The sequence below is a fragment of the Rhodovastum atsumiense genome (assembly GCF_937425535.1).
Taxonomy (GTDB): domain Bacteria; phylum Pseudomonadota; class Alphaproteobacteria; order Acetobacterales; family Acetobacteraceae; genus Rhodovastum; species Rhodovastum atsumiense.
This window is the reverse complement of sequence record NZ_OW485601.1, coordinates 3,567,429-3,582,169: the sequence shown is the minus strand read 5'-3', so window position 1 is coordinate 3,582,169 and position 14,741 is coordinate 3,567,429. Positions and strand designations below refer to the sequence as shown.

General features: G+C 70.3%; 9 protein-coding genes. 7 read left to right on the top strand and 2 right to left on the bottom strand.

Annotated features, from left to right (window positions below; genetic code table 11):
* The first annotated feature begins 119 nt into the window (after positions 1-119).
* The 5 genes from NBY65_RS16270 to NBY65_RS16250 all read left to right on the top strand — a co-directional run bounded on the left by NBY65_RS16270 (position 120) and on the right by NBY65_RS16250 (position 8,031).
* Positions 120-1,820 carry a methyl-accepting chemotaxis protein gene (locus NBY65_RS16270; protein ID WP_150042149.1) on the top strand — a complete coding sequence of 567 codons (1,701 nt, stop codon included), beginning with the start codon at positions 120-122 and terminating at the stop codon, positions 1,818-1,820.
* A 141-nt stretch (positions 1,821-1,961) separates the two neighbouring features.
* On the top strand, positions 1,962-4,049 hold the full coding sequence (locus tag NBY65_RS16265) for a hypothetical protein (RefSeq protein ID WP_150042150.1): 2,088 nt from the start codon (positions 1,962-1,964) through the stop codon (positions 4,047-4,049).
* Between the two features lie 223 nt (positions 4,050-4,272).
* Positions 4,273-6,219, top strand: a complete 1,947-nt coding sequence (locus NBY65_RS16260) for a hypothetical protein (RefSeq protein ID WP_150042151.1) — start codon at positions 4,273-4,275, stop codon at positions 6,217-6,219.
* Entirely contained in the window at positions 6,216-7,169 is a 954-nt protein-coding gene (locus tag NBY65_RS16255; protein ID WP_150042152.1) for an OmpA/MotB family protein, read from the top strand. The genes NBY65_RS16260 and NBY65_RS16255 overlap by 4 nt, the downstream gene beginning before the upstream one ends.
* Positions 7,150-8,031, top strand: a complete 882-nt coding sequence (locus NBY65_RS16250) for a hypothetical protein (RefSeq protein WP_150042153.1) — start codon at positions 7,150-7,152, stop codon at positions 8,029-8,031. The genes NBY65_RS16255 and NBY65_RS16250 overlap by 20 nt, the downstream gene beginning before the upstream one ends.
* Positions 8,032-8,035: 4 nt before the next feature.
* Here NBY65_RS16250 and NBY65_RS16245 read toward each other — a convergent pair whose 3' ends face one another.
* Positions 8,036-9,658: an ABC-F family ATP-binding cassette domain-containing protein gene (locus NBY65_RS16245; protein ID WP_150042154.1), complete on the bottom strand. Its 1,623-nt coding sequence runs from the start codon at positions 9,656-9,658 to the stop codon at positions 8,036-8,038.
* 117 nt (positions 9,659-9,775) lie between these two features.
* On the bottom strand, positions 9,776-10,636 hold the full coding sequence (locus NBY65_RS16240; protein WP_150042155.1) for a polysaccharide deacetylase family protein: 861 nt from the start codon (positions 10,634-10,636) through the stop codon (positions 9,776-9,778).
* Positions 10,637-11,107: 471 nt separating this feature from the next.
* Here NBY65_RS16240 and NBY65_RS16235 point away from each other — a divergent pair, with 471 nt between their 5' ends.
* Together NBY65_RS16235 and NBY65_RS16230 are read left to right on the top strand one after the other, a co-directional pair.
* Positions 11,108-13,987 carry a PAS domain-containing hybrid sensor histidine kinase/response regulator gene (locus NBY65_RS16235; protein WP_150042156.1) on the top strand — a complete coding sequence of 960 codons (2,880 nt, stop codon included), beginning with the start codon at positions 11,108-11,110 and terminating at the stop codon, positions 13,985-13,987.
* A 69-nt stretch (positions 13,988-14,056) separates the two neighbouring features.
* Positions 14,057-14,740, top strand: coding sequence for a nucleotide-binding protein (locus NBY65_RS16230; protein ID WP_162530649.1), 684 nt, complete (start codon positions 14,057-14,059; stop codon positions 14,738-14,740).
* The last annotated feature ends 1 nt before the right edge of the window (position 14,741 follow it).

Below are 14,741 nucleotides of genomic sequence, written 5' to 3'. Positions count from 1 at the left end.
GACAAAAGATAAAGTTGAAGTCATGTCATGCAAATTAATCAACGGGATATTTTGGCCACGACCGCAGGGATGATGAGCCGCGGTTATCAGTTAACATATGGCATACATCGGACGGATTTATGTTCAATATTGTTCGGAATCGCCGCATCAGAACCAAGTTTCTCCTGCTGATTGGCCTTTTCCTGCTGATCCTCACGGTCTGCCTGGTGGGCGCGGCCCAGAAAACCTATGATCGCATGATCATGGACCGGGTCGGCAAGCTGCGCGCCCTGGTCTCGGTCACGCTCGGCATGGCCGGGCAGCTGGAAGCCGAGGTCTCGGCCGGGCGGCTCAGCCGCGACGCGGCGCTGGAGCAGTTCCGCAAGCAAATTTATACGCTCCGCTACGATGGCGACGACTATCTGTTCGCCTATACGACGGAGGGCGTGATCGTGGCCCTCGGCAACGACCCGCGCGTGCAGGGCCAGAACCGCTGGGCCCTGCGCGACGTCAACGGCACGCCCCTGATCCAGAACCTGGCCGCCGCCGCCGCGCAGCCGGGCGGCGGCGTCACGGAATACTGGTTCCCCCGCAAGCCCGGCGCCCCCCCCGCCGCGAAGCTCGGCTTCGCCCAGGGCTTCGCGCCCTGGGGCATCTTCGTCGGCAGCGGCGTCTACATCGACGACCTCAGCGCCGCCTTCCACGCCTATCTCTGGAGCGTCGCGACCGTGATCCTGGGGGCCCTGGTGATTGCCGGCGGCGTCGCCTGGTGGCTCGGCGCCGATGTCGCCGGCTCGATGCGGGCGCTGCGCGACCGGCTGGCGGCACTGGCCGCCGGCGATCACGCCAGCGCGGTCGCCATGACCGGGCGCGGCGACGAAGTGGGGGAGATGGCGCGCGCGCTCGGCGTGGTGCGCGAGACCCTGGCCGCGGCCGACCACCTCCGCGCGGAGCAGGCCACGCTCAAGGCGACCGCCGAGCGCGAGCGCGCCGCCACCCTCACCCGGCTCGCCGACGCCCTGCAGCAATCGGTCGGCACGGTCGTCGACGACGTGTCCCGCCAGGCGGTCAGCCTGCACGGCGCCGCCGGGGACCTTACCGGCGCGGCCGGCGCCGCGCGCACCCAGGCCGAGACGGTGGGCAGCGGCGCCGGCCAGGCCGCGTCCTCGGTGCAGACCGTGGCCGCCGCCACCGAGCAGCTTTCCGCCTCGATCCAGGAAATCGCCCGCCGCGTCACCGAGGCCGCCGGTTCGGCCCGCGGCGCCTCCTCCCAGGTGACGGCCACCTCCGCCCTGATGCACGAGCTGGCCGGCGCGGCGGGGCAGATCGGCGAGGTGGTCGGCCTGATCACCACCATCGCCGGCCAGACCAACCTGCTGGCGCTGAACGCCACCATCGAGGCCGCCCGCGCCGGCGAAGCCGGCCGCGGCTTCGCCGTGGTGGCCGGCGAGGTGAAGACCCTCGCCGCCCAGACCACCCGTGCCACCGAGCAGATCCGCGCCGAGATCGAGCGCATCCAGGCCGCGACCGGACGGGCGGTGACGGCGGTCGAGGCGATCTCCGCCACCGTGCGGCAGGTGGACGGCATCTCCTCCTCGATCGCCGCGGCAGTCGAGCAGCAGGGGGCGGCGACCCGCGAGATCGCCGGCAACATCACCAGCGCCGCCAGCGCCACCGACATCGTCTCGACCGGCGCCGGGCAGTTGCGCGAGGTGTCCGGGAAGGTCGAGCAGGCCTCGTCCTCGGTGCTCGACACCTCGAACCAGCTCTCGGAGTCGGCGCGGAACCTGCGCGAGGAAGTCGCGCGCTTCCTCGGCGAGGTGCGCCGGCAGGCCACCTGAGGCCGCCCGTGAGACCGCCTTTGGGGGATCGCAGGCGCCCAGGGTCACAATCCCGCCATGGAATTTTCAGTTAAAGAAAATACCAAAAATGATTCTTAATATGGATTTCATCGCAAACATAGATGATGCGGTGAAATCACCATGCCGACCCCAGTCACGAAACAACAATTTCAGTTTGTCTATTCATACAGGACCAGCGGCGACAGCTATTTCGGGTCGGTGATCGACGACGGCAGCCAAGGGTTGCGGACTGGCCGGACCATCGCCGGCAAGGATGGCACCTACACCATCGGGGCCAGCACGCCCGCCGATGCCGGCGCCGCCGTCGGCACGGTGCAGGTAACATCCTATTTCAGAGCCGCCGCCGCCAGGACCTTGGAGACCATTGGCGGGCAGAGCGGGCAAAGCCCATCGGGCACCGCCGGACTCGGGTCTGAACGGGACCGCCCCCTGTTCCTGCCGGATGTCAGCTTCGGCCCATCCACGCCGCTGTCGGCCCACTCACGGGTCTATGGCTTCATTTTCACCTACCCGGACGGCAATTCCTATGAGGGAGAGGTCGGCGATGACGGGCGCTACGGCTACCAGCCAGGCAAGGTCATCCCCACCGGCCAGGGCAGCTACCTGATCACGGATGTCGTCGCCTTTGACCGGATCGCCCCCGGCCAGGTGCGCGTGCACAGCTACAGCGACGCCCGTACGGGGACAACCTACACCCTGCCCCAGACCGGCGGCACGACGGCGAATGCCGCAGGACTGGGCAGCGAACGCGCCCGGTTGCCGCAATCCGCCGGTGGCGGTGCCCTGGGCCTCGGAGGCAGGCTGGAGCCGCACCTGCCCCTCACCAATTCCTCCGGCGCCATCTATGTCTGGACCGGCGGCACCCATGGGGCCTTCAACGACCCGGCCAATTGGCAGGACATCCGCACCCATGGGATGGCGAGGCAGGCACCGGGCGCCAACGACATCGCCTGGTTCGCCGGCGGCACGGCCGAGGTCACGGGTGCCGTCAACCGCGCCTCGCTGCTCGTGGACAAGGGCGCACGGGTGACGCTGCGCGGCACCCCCCAGGACAGCCACGTCGTGGGCAGAATGGCCGTCATCGACGGCGGCCGCCTGACCATCCGCGGAGCGAAACTGGGCAGGGGCGGCGACATAGTGATCGGCCCCGGCAGCGTGCTGGACATCTCCCGACGCACCGCCCTGCCGCCCCGGGGGAACGACGATACCGCGGGGCGCTTCGAGAGCCTGACCCTGCAGGGACCGGCCGGCAGCCGGCCTGGCGGACGGCTGGACCTGGGCGAGCCCGACCTGGCCTTGAACTCGATCTGGGGGCCGGTCAACCGCAATGCGGGCAGCGGCAACAGCTTCGATGCCGCCGCCGGGATCAGCGGCAGCGGCGACTTCCTGCCGCCCTTCACGGACCAGCCGGAACCCATCGTGACCCCCCTGACCGGCCCCCTGCCCTGGCCGGATGTCATGACCACGATCGATTTCGGCACCGTCCATGTCGGGGAGACGGTGCTCAAGGGCTTCGGGATCGAGAACGGGTCCGGCAACGCCGGCCCCGAACTGTACGGGGCGGTCCAGAGCGCGGCACATGGCGGTTCCGTCACCGACCCGCGGCTGAGCGGCGCCGGGACCATCGCGCAGGACTTCACCATCAACGGACGCGGCGGCCTCGCGCGCTACCCGATCATCCTGCATGCCACCACCGCAGGCCCGCTGCGGGGACAGGCGGTCCACATCGCCTACGGGGCCGGCGTGAAAATCGACGGTGGACGCTACTTCGACGGCGGCCAGACGCTGCCGATCACCGGCAAGGTGCTGAACCATGCCGCCCCCGCCTTCATCGCGCAGTCCGGTCCGGGCCGGCTGAGCCACAGCGGGAACGCCTGGACGCTCGATCTTGGCACGCTGCATGTGGGCGATACCGACAAGCTGGTCTCGCTGGCAGTGGCCAATGCCGCGGCCGGGCCGTCGGACCTGCTGTCGGGCAATTTCTCGGTGGCGGAAAATCCTGGCATCCGGGTGAACGGGGCCAATTCCTTCGCCGGCCTCGAGGCGGAAGAGTTGCGGGGAGGCCTCAGGATCATGGCCAGCGCCGCGGCGCCGCCGGGCGCGCACAGCGCCACCCTGGTGCTGCATCCGACGGGCAGCAACGCCAGCGGATATGCGGCGGCGCTGCCCGACCAGACCCTGACGGTTCGCGACGTCGTGGTGGCGTAGTCCGCCAGGGATACCGGCACCATCCGCAGGAATTCGCCTTTAAATTGATAAACCGGCCAGTAAATTACTTCTGCATCGAGAATCACTTTAGTATCGCGAGTCACCTCGCCATTTGCTACGAACAACACGGAGGTAAATTCCACGTGTTGTCGTAAATAGTAAACCATACCCAAAAGGATCTTCTGGGATCTGCTGGGCATGAACAGCCATATCGGAGATGACGTTGATCCATTGGATTGCGGAATTACTGACAGACATCATTGGCTGGTTCGACAGCAAGGACAAGGCGACCGTCATCGTCCTGGGAATGATCCTGCTGTGCGGTGCCGCCGGCGGCTGGATCCTGTGGCGGCACCTTGTGTTCCGAAAAGCGGTCGAGTCCGCCGGGCGGGTGGTGCGGCTGGCCCTGGTAGCGGCGGGCGACAGTGACCTCAAGCGCCTGAACGTCATCTCCCGCGATCTCGCCGAAAACGCCACGGTCAGTCCAGCCTGGCGCCAGTACCGCGCGGCACTGCGGCCGAACCCGCTCGACGACGGCACCTTCGTCAATTCCATCGACCCGCGGGCCTGGTTCGTCCCCGAGCGGCTGGGCGGACACGGCTACGAAAAATGGATCACCACCTGGGCCACCGTGTTCCTGTGCCTGGGGCTGCTGTTCACCTTCGTCGGGCTCTCGGCCGCGTTGATGAAGGTGGGAAACGTCGACGACGCGGTCATGCTGCGGGCCGGCATCAACCAGATCCTGAGCGTCTCCTCCGCCAAGTTCATCACCTCCATCTTCGGCATCCTGCTGTTCGTCGGCTGGACGTTCTTCGGCCGGTGGGTGGCGGCGGACCAGCATGCGGCGGTCACCGACTTCGCCGCCGACGTCCAGGAGCTGACCACCCTGGTGACGCCGGAGGTCCTGCTGATGGACCAGCTGCTCGCATCCCATGCGCAGGGCACGCGCATGCAGACCCTGGCCGACGACGTCGCGACCGCCTTCGAGGCCCGGCTGAACGCCGTGGTCGGCGGCCGGCTCGACGCCCTGCCGGCGCGGCTCGACGCGGCCCTGGTGCCGGTGGTCGACGCGATCGAGGCCATGAGCGGCGGGATGTGGACCTCCGGCGACGGCGCGCTCGCCCGCATGGCCGAGCGGCTGGAACAGGCGGCCGAGGCCATCCGCGCCACCCAGGCCGGCTTCGGCCAGAGCGGCGAGGCGTTCGGCCAGGGCCTCGCCCAGGCCACGGCCGCCATGACCGGGACCGCCACCCGCATGGCCGAGACCATCGATGACCGGCTGGCGGGGCTGCTGGACCGGATCGGCGAGGTCACGGAGGCCCTGGACAGGAGCGGCCGGACCATCGCCGCGATGCAGGGCGGGCTCGAGGCGACCACCACGACGGCGCTGCGGCAGGCGCGCGAGCAGTCCGAGGCCGCCCTGCGGCCGCTGTTCGAAAGCCTGCAGCTCCTGGCCGGGCAGATCCGCGACCACGCGAGCAAGGGCAGCGACCAGTTGGTGCATGGCAGCCGGGCCGCGGCCGGGCAACTGGCCACCGCGGCCCAGGCCATGGGCGAGGTCCTGGCCAGCTCCACGCGCGAAGCAAGCGGCAGCCTGCAGAAGGCGGCGGGCAGCATGGCCGGGCGCATGGAAGCCGCGGCGACCCAGTTCCAGCAGCTCGAACGGATGCTGGCCGGCCATGTCGGCCAGTTGCAGAAGACCGGGGAAACCATCAACACGGCGGGGACCACCTTCGCCGCCGCCGCCACCCAGGTGCAGAAGGCCACCGAGCCGGTGCGGTCGATCATGGCCAATGTCGAGGCCTCCGCCCGCCAGGTCGCCGAGGGGCTGAAAAGCGCCGGGCAGGTGCATGACGGCATCCGCGCCACGGCGGAGATCATGGGCGAGACCTCGCGCACGGCCGGGCACGCCTTCGACTCCTACCGCGGCCGCTTCGAGGCCACCGACCAGGCGCTGGAGCGGACCTTCGAGAAGCTCGTGAGCGGCATCCGCGAGATCAGCACCGAGGGCAACAGGATGGTGGCGGAGGTGCAGGGACAGCTTGCCACCGCGGTCGGCCAGTTGCGCTGTGGCATCGAGGAAACCACCGAAGTGGCCGGCAACGTGCAGGCCGCGGCGGATCGGTTCGAAGCGGCGCTGGCCCGGCGCGCCGGAGCCTTCGCCCGATGATGTTCGCAACCCTCCCCCGCCGCGCCGACGACGACGAGAAGAAGGACATCTTCGCGCCGGTGGCCGACCTGATGGTCGGCGTCGTCTTCATCTTCATCATCCTGATGCTGGCCCTGGCGCTCAACCTGCAGAACGAGGACACGGTCCCGAGGTCGGAATACGAGCAGAATCTCGCCCGGCTGCATGCGCTGGAGGCCGAGAACGCCAGCCTGACCGCCAGGGTCGAGGGGCTCGCGCAGGACAATGCGCGCCTGGCCACCTTCGCGCAGTTCGTGCGCGACAACAACGTGACGAAGCTGCTCTCGCAGCTTGCCAGTGCCGACCGGACGCGGACCGGGCTGCTCGACCGGATCCGTGACAGGCTGCAGGCCGGGGGTGTCGACGTGACGGTCAACTCGGCGCTCGGGACCCTGATGCTGCCCGCGCGCCGGCTGTTCGATGTCGGGCGCGCCGATCCGACGCCGGAGGGCCGCCGGACGATCATGCAGCTCGGCGCCGCCATGGCCGAGGTGCTGCCCTGCTACACGACCGCCGCGCCGCAGGAAAACCACCGCTGCGGATCAGCGGGCGAGGCAAGCCAGTTGAACGCCGTCTATATCGAGGGCCACACCGACATCACGCCCTTCACGGCGGGGGGCGGGCACTTCACCGACAACTGGGACCTCTCGGCGGGCCGCGCCATCGAGGCGTTCAAGCTGGTCGGCGCGCAGTACGACACCCTGCGCGCGCTGCGCAACCAGGAGGGCGATGCCTTGCTGGGTGTCAGCGGCTATGCCGATACCCGCCCGGCCGTGCGGGACGCGCCGGACCGGCGCCTGCCGGACGTGGCCGAGCTGGACCGGCGCATCGAGGTCCGGGTGATCATGACCACCAACGCGGACCTCGTGGGATCCATCCTTGGCGCGCTGAACACCCGTCTGAAGGCCCTCGATGACCTTATCCCCCGCTGACGGCGGCAAGGCGGCAAGGCGGCTTGCCGCGGATGCCTTCACCCAGGTCGCAACGGCGTTGTCGCGTGGGGCGGAGGGGGTGGCGATGCTGCCCTGTGCCCTGCTGCGCCATGTCCCCATCGCGCTACTGCATCACCGGATCGGCCGCCACGACGCGGCGGTGGTCGAGGCCTGGCTCGCGCGCCTGCCGGAGGCCGGCGCCTCGGCGCCGGAGCGGCTCTGGGCGCACTACCTGTTCAGCCTGGAGGCCGACGACCCGGCAAGCCAGGCGGTCGCCCACTGGCTGTCACGGCACCGGGACAGGCTGCCGGCGCGCCTGCAGGAGTTCAGCCGCACCTACGCCGTGCTGGATCCGGGCCGCGCGCCGGTCCGCATGGCGGCCGCGCTGCTGGAAGGGGACCGCTTCATCCGCGACCTGGAAGGCCTCGGCTTCACCCTGGGGCGGCTGCAGGGTTCGGCGCTGATGGTCTCGATCCTCGGGGGCATCGGCGCGCTGCTGCGCAACGGCGCCCCTGCCTCCCACCCGGTCAGGGCGGTGCACGCCGTGCTGGCCCCGCATCCCCGGGATGCGTTCCACCGGGCGCAGGTCGGCGAGGAGCTGCGCCGGCACGCCCTGGCGGCCTTCATCGAAGGCTTCGTGGCCTGGCAGCGGCGGGCGGATCCGGGCGACATCAGCCCGGTCCAGGTCGCCGACCTGCTGGTGACGGTCAACCGGGACCCGCGCATCTCCCCCGGCCGCTGGCAGGGCGTCGTCCCGGAGGCGACCATCGACCTGCTGGAACGATGGCCGCGGAAATTCAGCCCTCCCCGGCTGGCGGAACTCGGCGGGCGCCACGAAGCTGGCATGGCGGGGAGGAATTGACCGCTCAGGCGTGCAGACCGGGGGCCTCCTGCCCGGTCCGCGCCACGTACTCGGTGTAGCCGCCGTCGTACTGATGGATGCCCTCGGGCGTCAGCTCCAGCACCCGGTTGGACAGCGCGGCCAGGAAATGCCGGTCATGCGAGACGAACAGCATGGTGCCCTCGTACTGCGCGAGCGCCCCGATCAGCATTTCCTTCGTGGCGATGTCGAGATGGTTGGTCGGTTCGTCCAGCACCAGGAAATTCGGCGGATCGTACAGCATCAGCGCCATCACCAGCCGCGCCTTCTCGCCGCCCGAGAGCACGCGGCAGCGCTTTTCGATCTCGTCACCGGAAAAGCCGAAGGCGCCCGCCAGGGTGCGTAACGAGCCCTGGCCGGCATGCGGAAAGGCGGCGTCCAGCGTCTCGAACACGGTGCTGTCGCCATCCAGCAGGTCCATGGCGTGCTGGGCGAAATAGCCCATCTTCACACTGCCCCCGAGGGTAACGGTGCCGGTGTCCGGCTCGGTCGCTCCGGCCACCAGCTTCAGCAGCGTCGATTTCCCGGCGCCGTTGACGCCAAGCACGCAGCAGCGTTCCCGCCGCCGCACCAGCAGGTCCAGCCCCTGGTAGATCACCCGGTTGCCATAGCGCTTGTGCACGCCGCGCAGCCGGGCCACGTCCTCGCCGGAACGCGGCGCGGGGGGAAAGTCGAAGGCCACCGACTGGCGCCGCATCGGCGGCTCGACCCGGTCGATCTTTTCCAGCTTCTTCACCCGGCTCTGCACCTGCGCGGCGTGCGAGGCGCGCGCCTTGAAGCGTTCGATGAAGTTGATCTCCTTCGCCAGCATCGCCTGCTGCCGCTCGAACTGGGCCTGCTGGTGCTTCTCGTTCAGCGCCCGCTGCTGGTCGTAGAAATCGTAGTCGCCGGAAAAGACGGTCAGGCTGCCGCCGTCGATCTCGATCACCTTGTTGATGACCCGGTTCATGAACGCGCGGTCGTGCGAGGTCATGAGCAGGGCGCCGTCAAAGCCGGCCAGGAATTGCTCGAGCCAGATCAGGCTTTCCAGGTCGAGGTGGTTGCTCGGCTCGTCCAGCAGCATGACGTCGGGACGCATCAGCAGGATGCGGCCGAGCGCCACGCGCATCTTCCAGCCGCCGGACAGCCGGCCGACATCGCCGTCCATCATCTCCTGGCTGAACCCCAGCCCGTCCAGCACCTCGCGGGCCTTGCCTTCCAGCGCATAGCCGCCGAGTTCCTCGAAGCGGGCCTGCACCTCGCCGAAGCGTTCCAGGATGGCATCGAGCCGGTCGGCCTGGTCCGGGTCGGCCAGCGCCGCTTCCAGTTCCGCCAGCTCGGCGGCCACCTCGCTGACCGCGCCGGCGCCGTCCATGACTTCGGCGACCGCGCTGCGGCCGGCCATCTCGCCCACGTCCTGGCTGAAGAAGCCGATGCTGACGCCGCGATCGACCAGGATCTTGCCCTCGTCCGGCTCCTCCTGCCCGGTGATCATGCGGAACAGCGTGGTCTTGCCCGCGCCGTTGGGGCCGACCAGGCCAATCTTCTCGCCCTTCTGCAGGGCCGCCGAGGCTTCGACGAAGACCAGTCGCTTGCCGTTCTGCTTGCTGATGTTGTCCAGGCGAATCATGGGTCCTCGGCGGCCGGGGGAATTGAGGCGCGCTTATACCAACTCGCCGGGATCGTGAACCGCTCCGGGCCGATCCGCCGCCCTCGCCCTCGATGGGGTCGGTTCCAGGGAGACGCCTTACTGACGCCGCTCCGGCAGGTGCAGCCGCGCGATGATCGCCTCGGTGGTGGAAGTCCAGCCGGGCGGCGCCTCCACCACCGGCGTCGGCCCGGCCCCGGGCACCATGTGCACGACCCCGTAGCCCCGCGCCTTGAGCGCGCGCAGGAAGGCCGGGAGCATCTGCGCGGTCGCAGCCTTGCTGTCGTGGAACAGGATGATCCCCTTGCGGGCCTTCTCCAGCCGCGACATCACCAGGGCCAGCTCGGCCTCCGGCGTCATCACCCGCCAGTCGGAGGCCCACAGGTCCGAGCCGAACACGGTCATCCCGCGCGCGCCGAGGAAGGCCCGCAGCGCCGGCGTGTCGGCGAAGCCGGGAAAGCGGAAGAACGGCGTGTGCGGCACGGCGGCGGCGGTGCCGTAGCCCGCGCGCTCGTCCGCGGCGATGCCGCGGGTGATGTCGGCCTCCGCCGCGGCCTCGGTCATCCCGCGCAGCGTCGCGTCCGGATGGCTGTAGGAATGATGGCCGATGCCGTGGCCCTCGGCGACCTCGCGCCGGACCAGGTCGGGCAGCGCCTCGGCGTTGCGGCCGATCAGGAAGAAGGTCGCCCGCACGCATTCCCGCGCCAGCGCGTCGAGCACCTGCGGCGTCGTCGCCGCCGGCCCGTCGTCGAAGGTCAGCACCACCTCGTGGTCGTGCAGGTCGAGCGTGCGCGGGTAGCTCTGCAACCCGAGCGCCAGCCGCTCCCCGCCCCCGATGGCGATGACGCGCGCGACCCCGAGGGCATCGGGGCCGCAGCCGGCGCGGGGCGCGGCGAGGCAGGGCCCGGCCAGCAGCACCAGCAGGGCGCCGAGGACGGGGCGGATGAGAAATGGATGCATGACCGTTCGCAGCCTTGGCCGGGCGGAATGCGCCGCCGCGGCCCTGGTAACCGCGTCGCGCCGGCGCCGCAACTCCCGTGACCGGCCGGGACGAGATCGGTGGAAACCGCGAGGTCGCGCCAGCGCATCGCTGCCGAGCGGCAGGCGCAACGGCGGATCATCGGCCGCGACCAGCCTGAGCATCGCCTGGAGGAGGCGGGCGGGATCGCCCGGCCGGGCATGGTTCAGACCGGCCGCCCGGCACTTATCCGGGCCGCTTCTCGTCGTGCAGAAATAACAAGGCTCATATTGCCCGCCGTCATTCCATCAGGCGGCGATCGCTCACGGGATTTTGACTGTTATGATTATTCCCCTCGCGCGACGGTAGCAATTACGGTAATAATTCTTGCCTTTCCTGCAATGAACAAGCTCCCGACGCTCACGAGGTGTTGATCGGCACAGCCAACAGATTCGGATACGAAATGAAATACGATGCAACCCAGCAACCTCGACATGGCCGATCTGGTGGAACAACCATCCTTCCCCAGGGGCCCGGCGGAGGCGGCGGCAGACCAGGCCGGCGAAACCACCCGCCCTGCGGCGGGGTCCCCGGCGCCGTCGGCGACGACGCTCCCCCATCCCCGCTGCATCCATGACCCCGCCGGGATCGGCATCTGGGAATTCGACCTCGTCAACCGGACCATCACCTGGTCCCCCGGACAGTATCGCCTGCACGGCCTCGATCCCGCCTCCGCCGTGCCGAGCTTCGAGCAATGGCTTGCCTGCATCGAGCCGGAAGACCGGCCGCTGATCCTGGCCGCCGAGGCCACCCTGCAGGAAAGCGGCGCGAGCCCGCCTCTGGAATTCCGCATCCGGCGCGCCGATGACGGCGCCTGCCGCCGGCTCGCCAGCCTGAGCCACCTGGTCACCGACCCGGCCGGGCGGCCGTTGCGCATCATCGGCATCAACCTCGACATCACCGACCGGCACCGCACGACGGAAACGCTGCACCAGACCGAGGCATTGCTGCGCGCCATCGGCCATTGCTCGCCCGACCTGATCTATGCCAAGGACATCGCCGGCCGCTACCTGTTCGCCAACCCCGCCGCGCTGGCCGTGTACGACCTGCCCGCGGACGCGGTGCTGGGACGGACCGACCTGGAATGGCACCACGCCCCCGACCAGGCCGCGGCGCTGATGGCCAACGACCGGCGCATCATCGAGACCGGCCGGGCCGAGGTGATCGAGGAGCTGTTCAACACCCCCGGCCAGCCGGTCCGCATCTACCGCTCGGCCAAGGCGCCGCTGCGCATGGAAGACGGGCGGGTGGCCGGCACCGTCGGCGTGTCGAGCGACATCACCCAGGTCAAGGCCACCGAGGCAGCACTGCGGGGCAGCGAGGAACGCTTCCGCATGCTGTTCGAGCAGGCCGCGGTCGGCATCGCCGAGGTCGGCCTCGACGGGCGCTGGATCGGCGCCAATGACCGCCTCTGCGGCATGCTCGGCTACCGCCGCGACGAACTCCTTGCCAAAACGGTGGCGGAGACGACGCATCCGGACGACCTCGCGGCGGATCTCGCCGGCCGCCGCCGCCTGCTCGCCGGCGAGCTGGCCTCGGTCATCTGGGAGAAGCGCTATCTCTGCAAGGACGGCAGCATCCTGTGGACCAACCTGGCGACCTCGCTGATGCGCGACCAGGCCGGGACGCCGCAGCACTTCATCGGCGTGGTCCAGGACATCTCCGCGCGCAAGCGCATCGAGGCCGGGCTGCGCGAGGGCGAGGAACGCTTCCGCCGGCTGTTCGACACCGCGCCGCTGCCCAGCTACGTGGTGGACCCGGCGACCTTCGCCATCATCGACTGCAACGAGGCCGCGGCCCGGATGCTCGGCCACGACCGCGCCGTGCTGCGGCACATGCACATCGCCGACATCGACGCGCTGATGGACGAAGTGACCATGCACGTGAGCCGCGACGCCGCGCTGCGGGGATTGCCCTACCAGTTCGAGACCCGGCACCGCACGCGCGCGGGCGAGCTGCGCGACGTGCTGGTGGCGCTGGTCCCCTTCGACCTCGCCGGCCGGCGGCTGAGCCACTGCACCGTGATCGACATCACCGAGCGCAAGCGCGCCGAGGCCGAGCTGCGCGCGCTGACCACCGATCTCGCGGCGCGGGTGCGCGCGGAGGTGGCAGCGCGCGAGGCCGCCCAGGCACGCGCCGCCCATGCCGAGCGGCTGCAGGCGCTCGGCCGGCTCGCCGGCGGCATCGCGCATGACTTCAACAACATCCTGCAGGCGGTGCAGGCCGGCACCGGGCTGATCGAGCACCGCGCCGGCGACCCGGCCAGCGTGCGGCGCTTCGCCCGCACCCTGCTGAACGCGGCGCAGCGCGGCGCCGCCATCACCCGCCGCCTGCTCGCCTTCGCCCGCCGCGACGAGCTGCAGGCCGAGCCGATCGATCCGGCCGCCCTGCTCAGCGGGCTGCGCGACGTGCTCGCGCACACGCTCGGCAGCTCCGTGACGGTGGGCGTCGCCATCAACCACGCGCTGCCGGCGCTGCTGGCCGACAAGGGCCAGTTGGAAACCGTGCTGGTCAACCTCGCCACCAATGCGCGCGACGCCATGCCCGAGGGCGGCACCCTCACCCTCGCCGCCGCGACCGAGACGGTCGGGCCGGAGGCGACGCACCCGGCCGGCCTCGGCGCCGGCACTTATGTGCGCTTCGCCGTCATCGACACCGGCAGCGGCATGGAGGGGACGACGCTGGCGCGCGCCTGCGAGCCCTTCTTCACCACCAAGCCGCCGGAGCAAGGCACCGGGCTCGGCCTGTCGATGGCGCAGGGCTTCGCCGGGCAATCGGGCGGCGCTCTGGCGATCGACAGCACCCCCGGACAGGGCACCACCGTCATGCTCTGGCTGCCGGCGGCCGAACGCGAGCCGGCCTGGCCCGAGGCCGAGCCCGGCCCCGCCCCCCGGGAGCGGCCGGAACGCCGCGTGCTGATCGTCGACGACGAGGACATGCTGCGCGAGACCCTGGCGGCCGGGCTCGAGGATGCCGGCTTCGGGGTGATGACCGCGCCGGGCGGCGCCGCGGCGCTGCGCCTGCTCGACACCGGGGCGAAGGTGGACGTGCTGATCTCCGACCTCTCGATGCCCGGGATGGGTGGGCTGGCGCTGATCGAGGAAGCCCGGCGGCGCCGCCCCGGCCTGCCCGCCCTGCTGTTCACCGGCTACGCCGACGAGGCCACGCACCGCGCCCTCACCGCAGGCCCGGCCGGCGCCTTCGTCCTGCTCGGCAAGCCGGCGACCATCGCCCAGATCACCGGCCGCGTCGAGGCGCTGCTCGCGGCGGGGGCGCAGGTGGCCACCGGCTGACGTACCGGGGCAACAGACGGGCCGGCATTGCTCTATATAACCCGTCAGGGCCACGGCGGAGTGAGCGCCTTGAAAACATTGACGGTCATCAGCCAAAAGGGCGGGGTCGGCAAATCCACCCTGACCGCCAACCTGGCCGGCTGCGCGGCCCGGCACGGCCTGGGCGTGGTCCTGATCGACCTCGACCCGCAGGGCAGCGTGCATGGCTGGAACGAGAGCCGGGCCGGCGGGCAGCGATTCTCCTCGGTCAGGACCACCGGTGCCGGCCTGCCCGCCGCCCTGGCGCTGGCCGAGCGGGCCGGCATCGGGCTGGCACTGATCGACACCGCCCCCCGCTCGGACGCGGAAACCCTGGTGGCGGCGCGGCGCTCCGACCTCGCGCTGATCGTGACCCAGCCGCAGCGCTTCGACCTGGAGGCGGCCGCCACCACCATCAACCTGATGCTGGCGGCGAAAGTGGCGTTCGCGGTGGTGCTCAACCTGGTGCCGCAGGGCTTCCGCCTCGCCGAGCGGGCGCGCGCCCTGCTGCAGCAGCAGGACGGCATCATCGTCCTGCCGCACATGATCCGCCGCCGCGCCACCATCTCGAACGCCCTGACCGACGGGCGCACCGCCCAGGAGGCCGAGCCGGACGGCCCCGCCGCCGCCGAGATCGAGGCGGTGTTCGCCGCCCTCGCCCGGCGGCTCGACCTGCCCCTGCGAGCGGGCGCGCCGGTCGCGGCCGCCGCCGCGTCGCCCGAACCGGGACACTGAC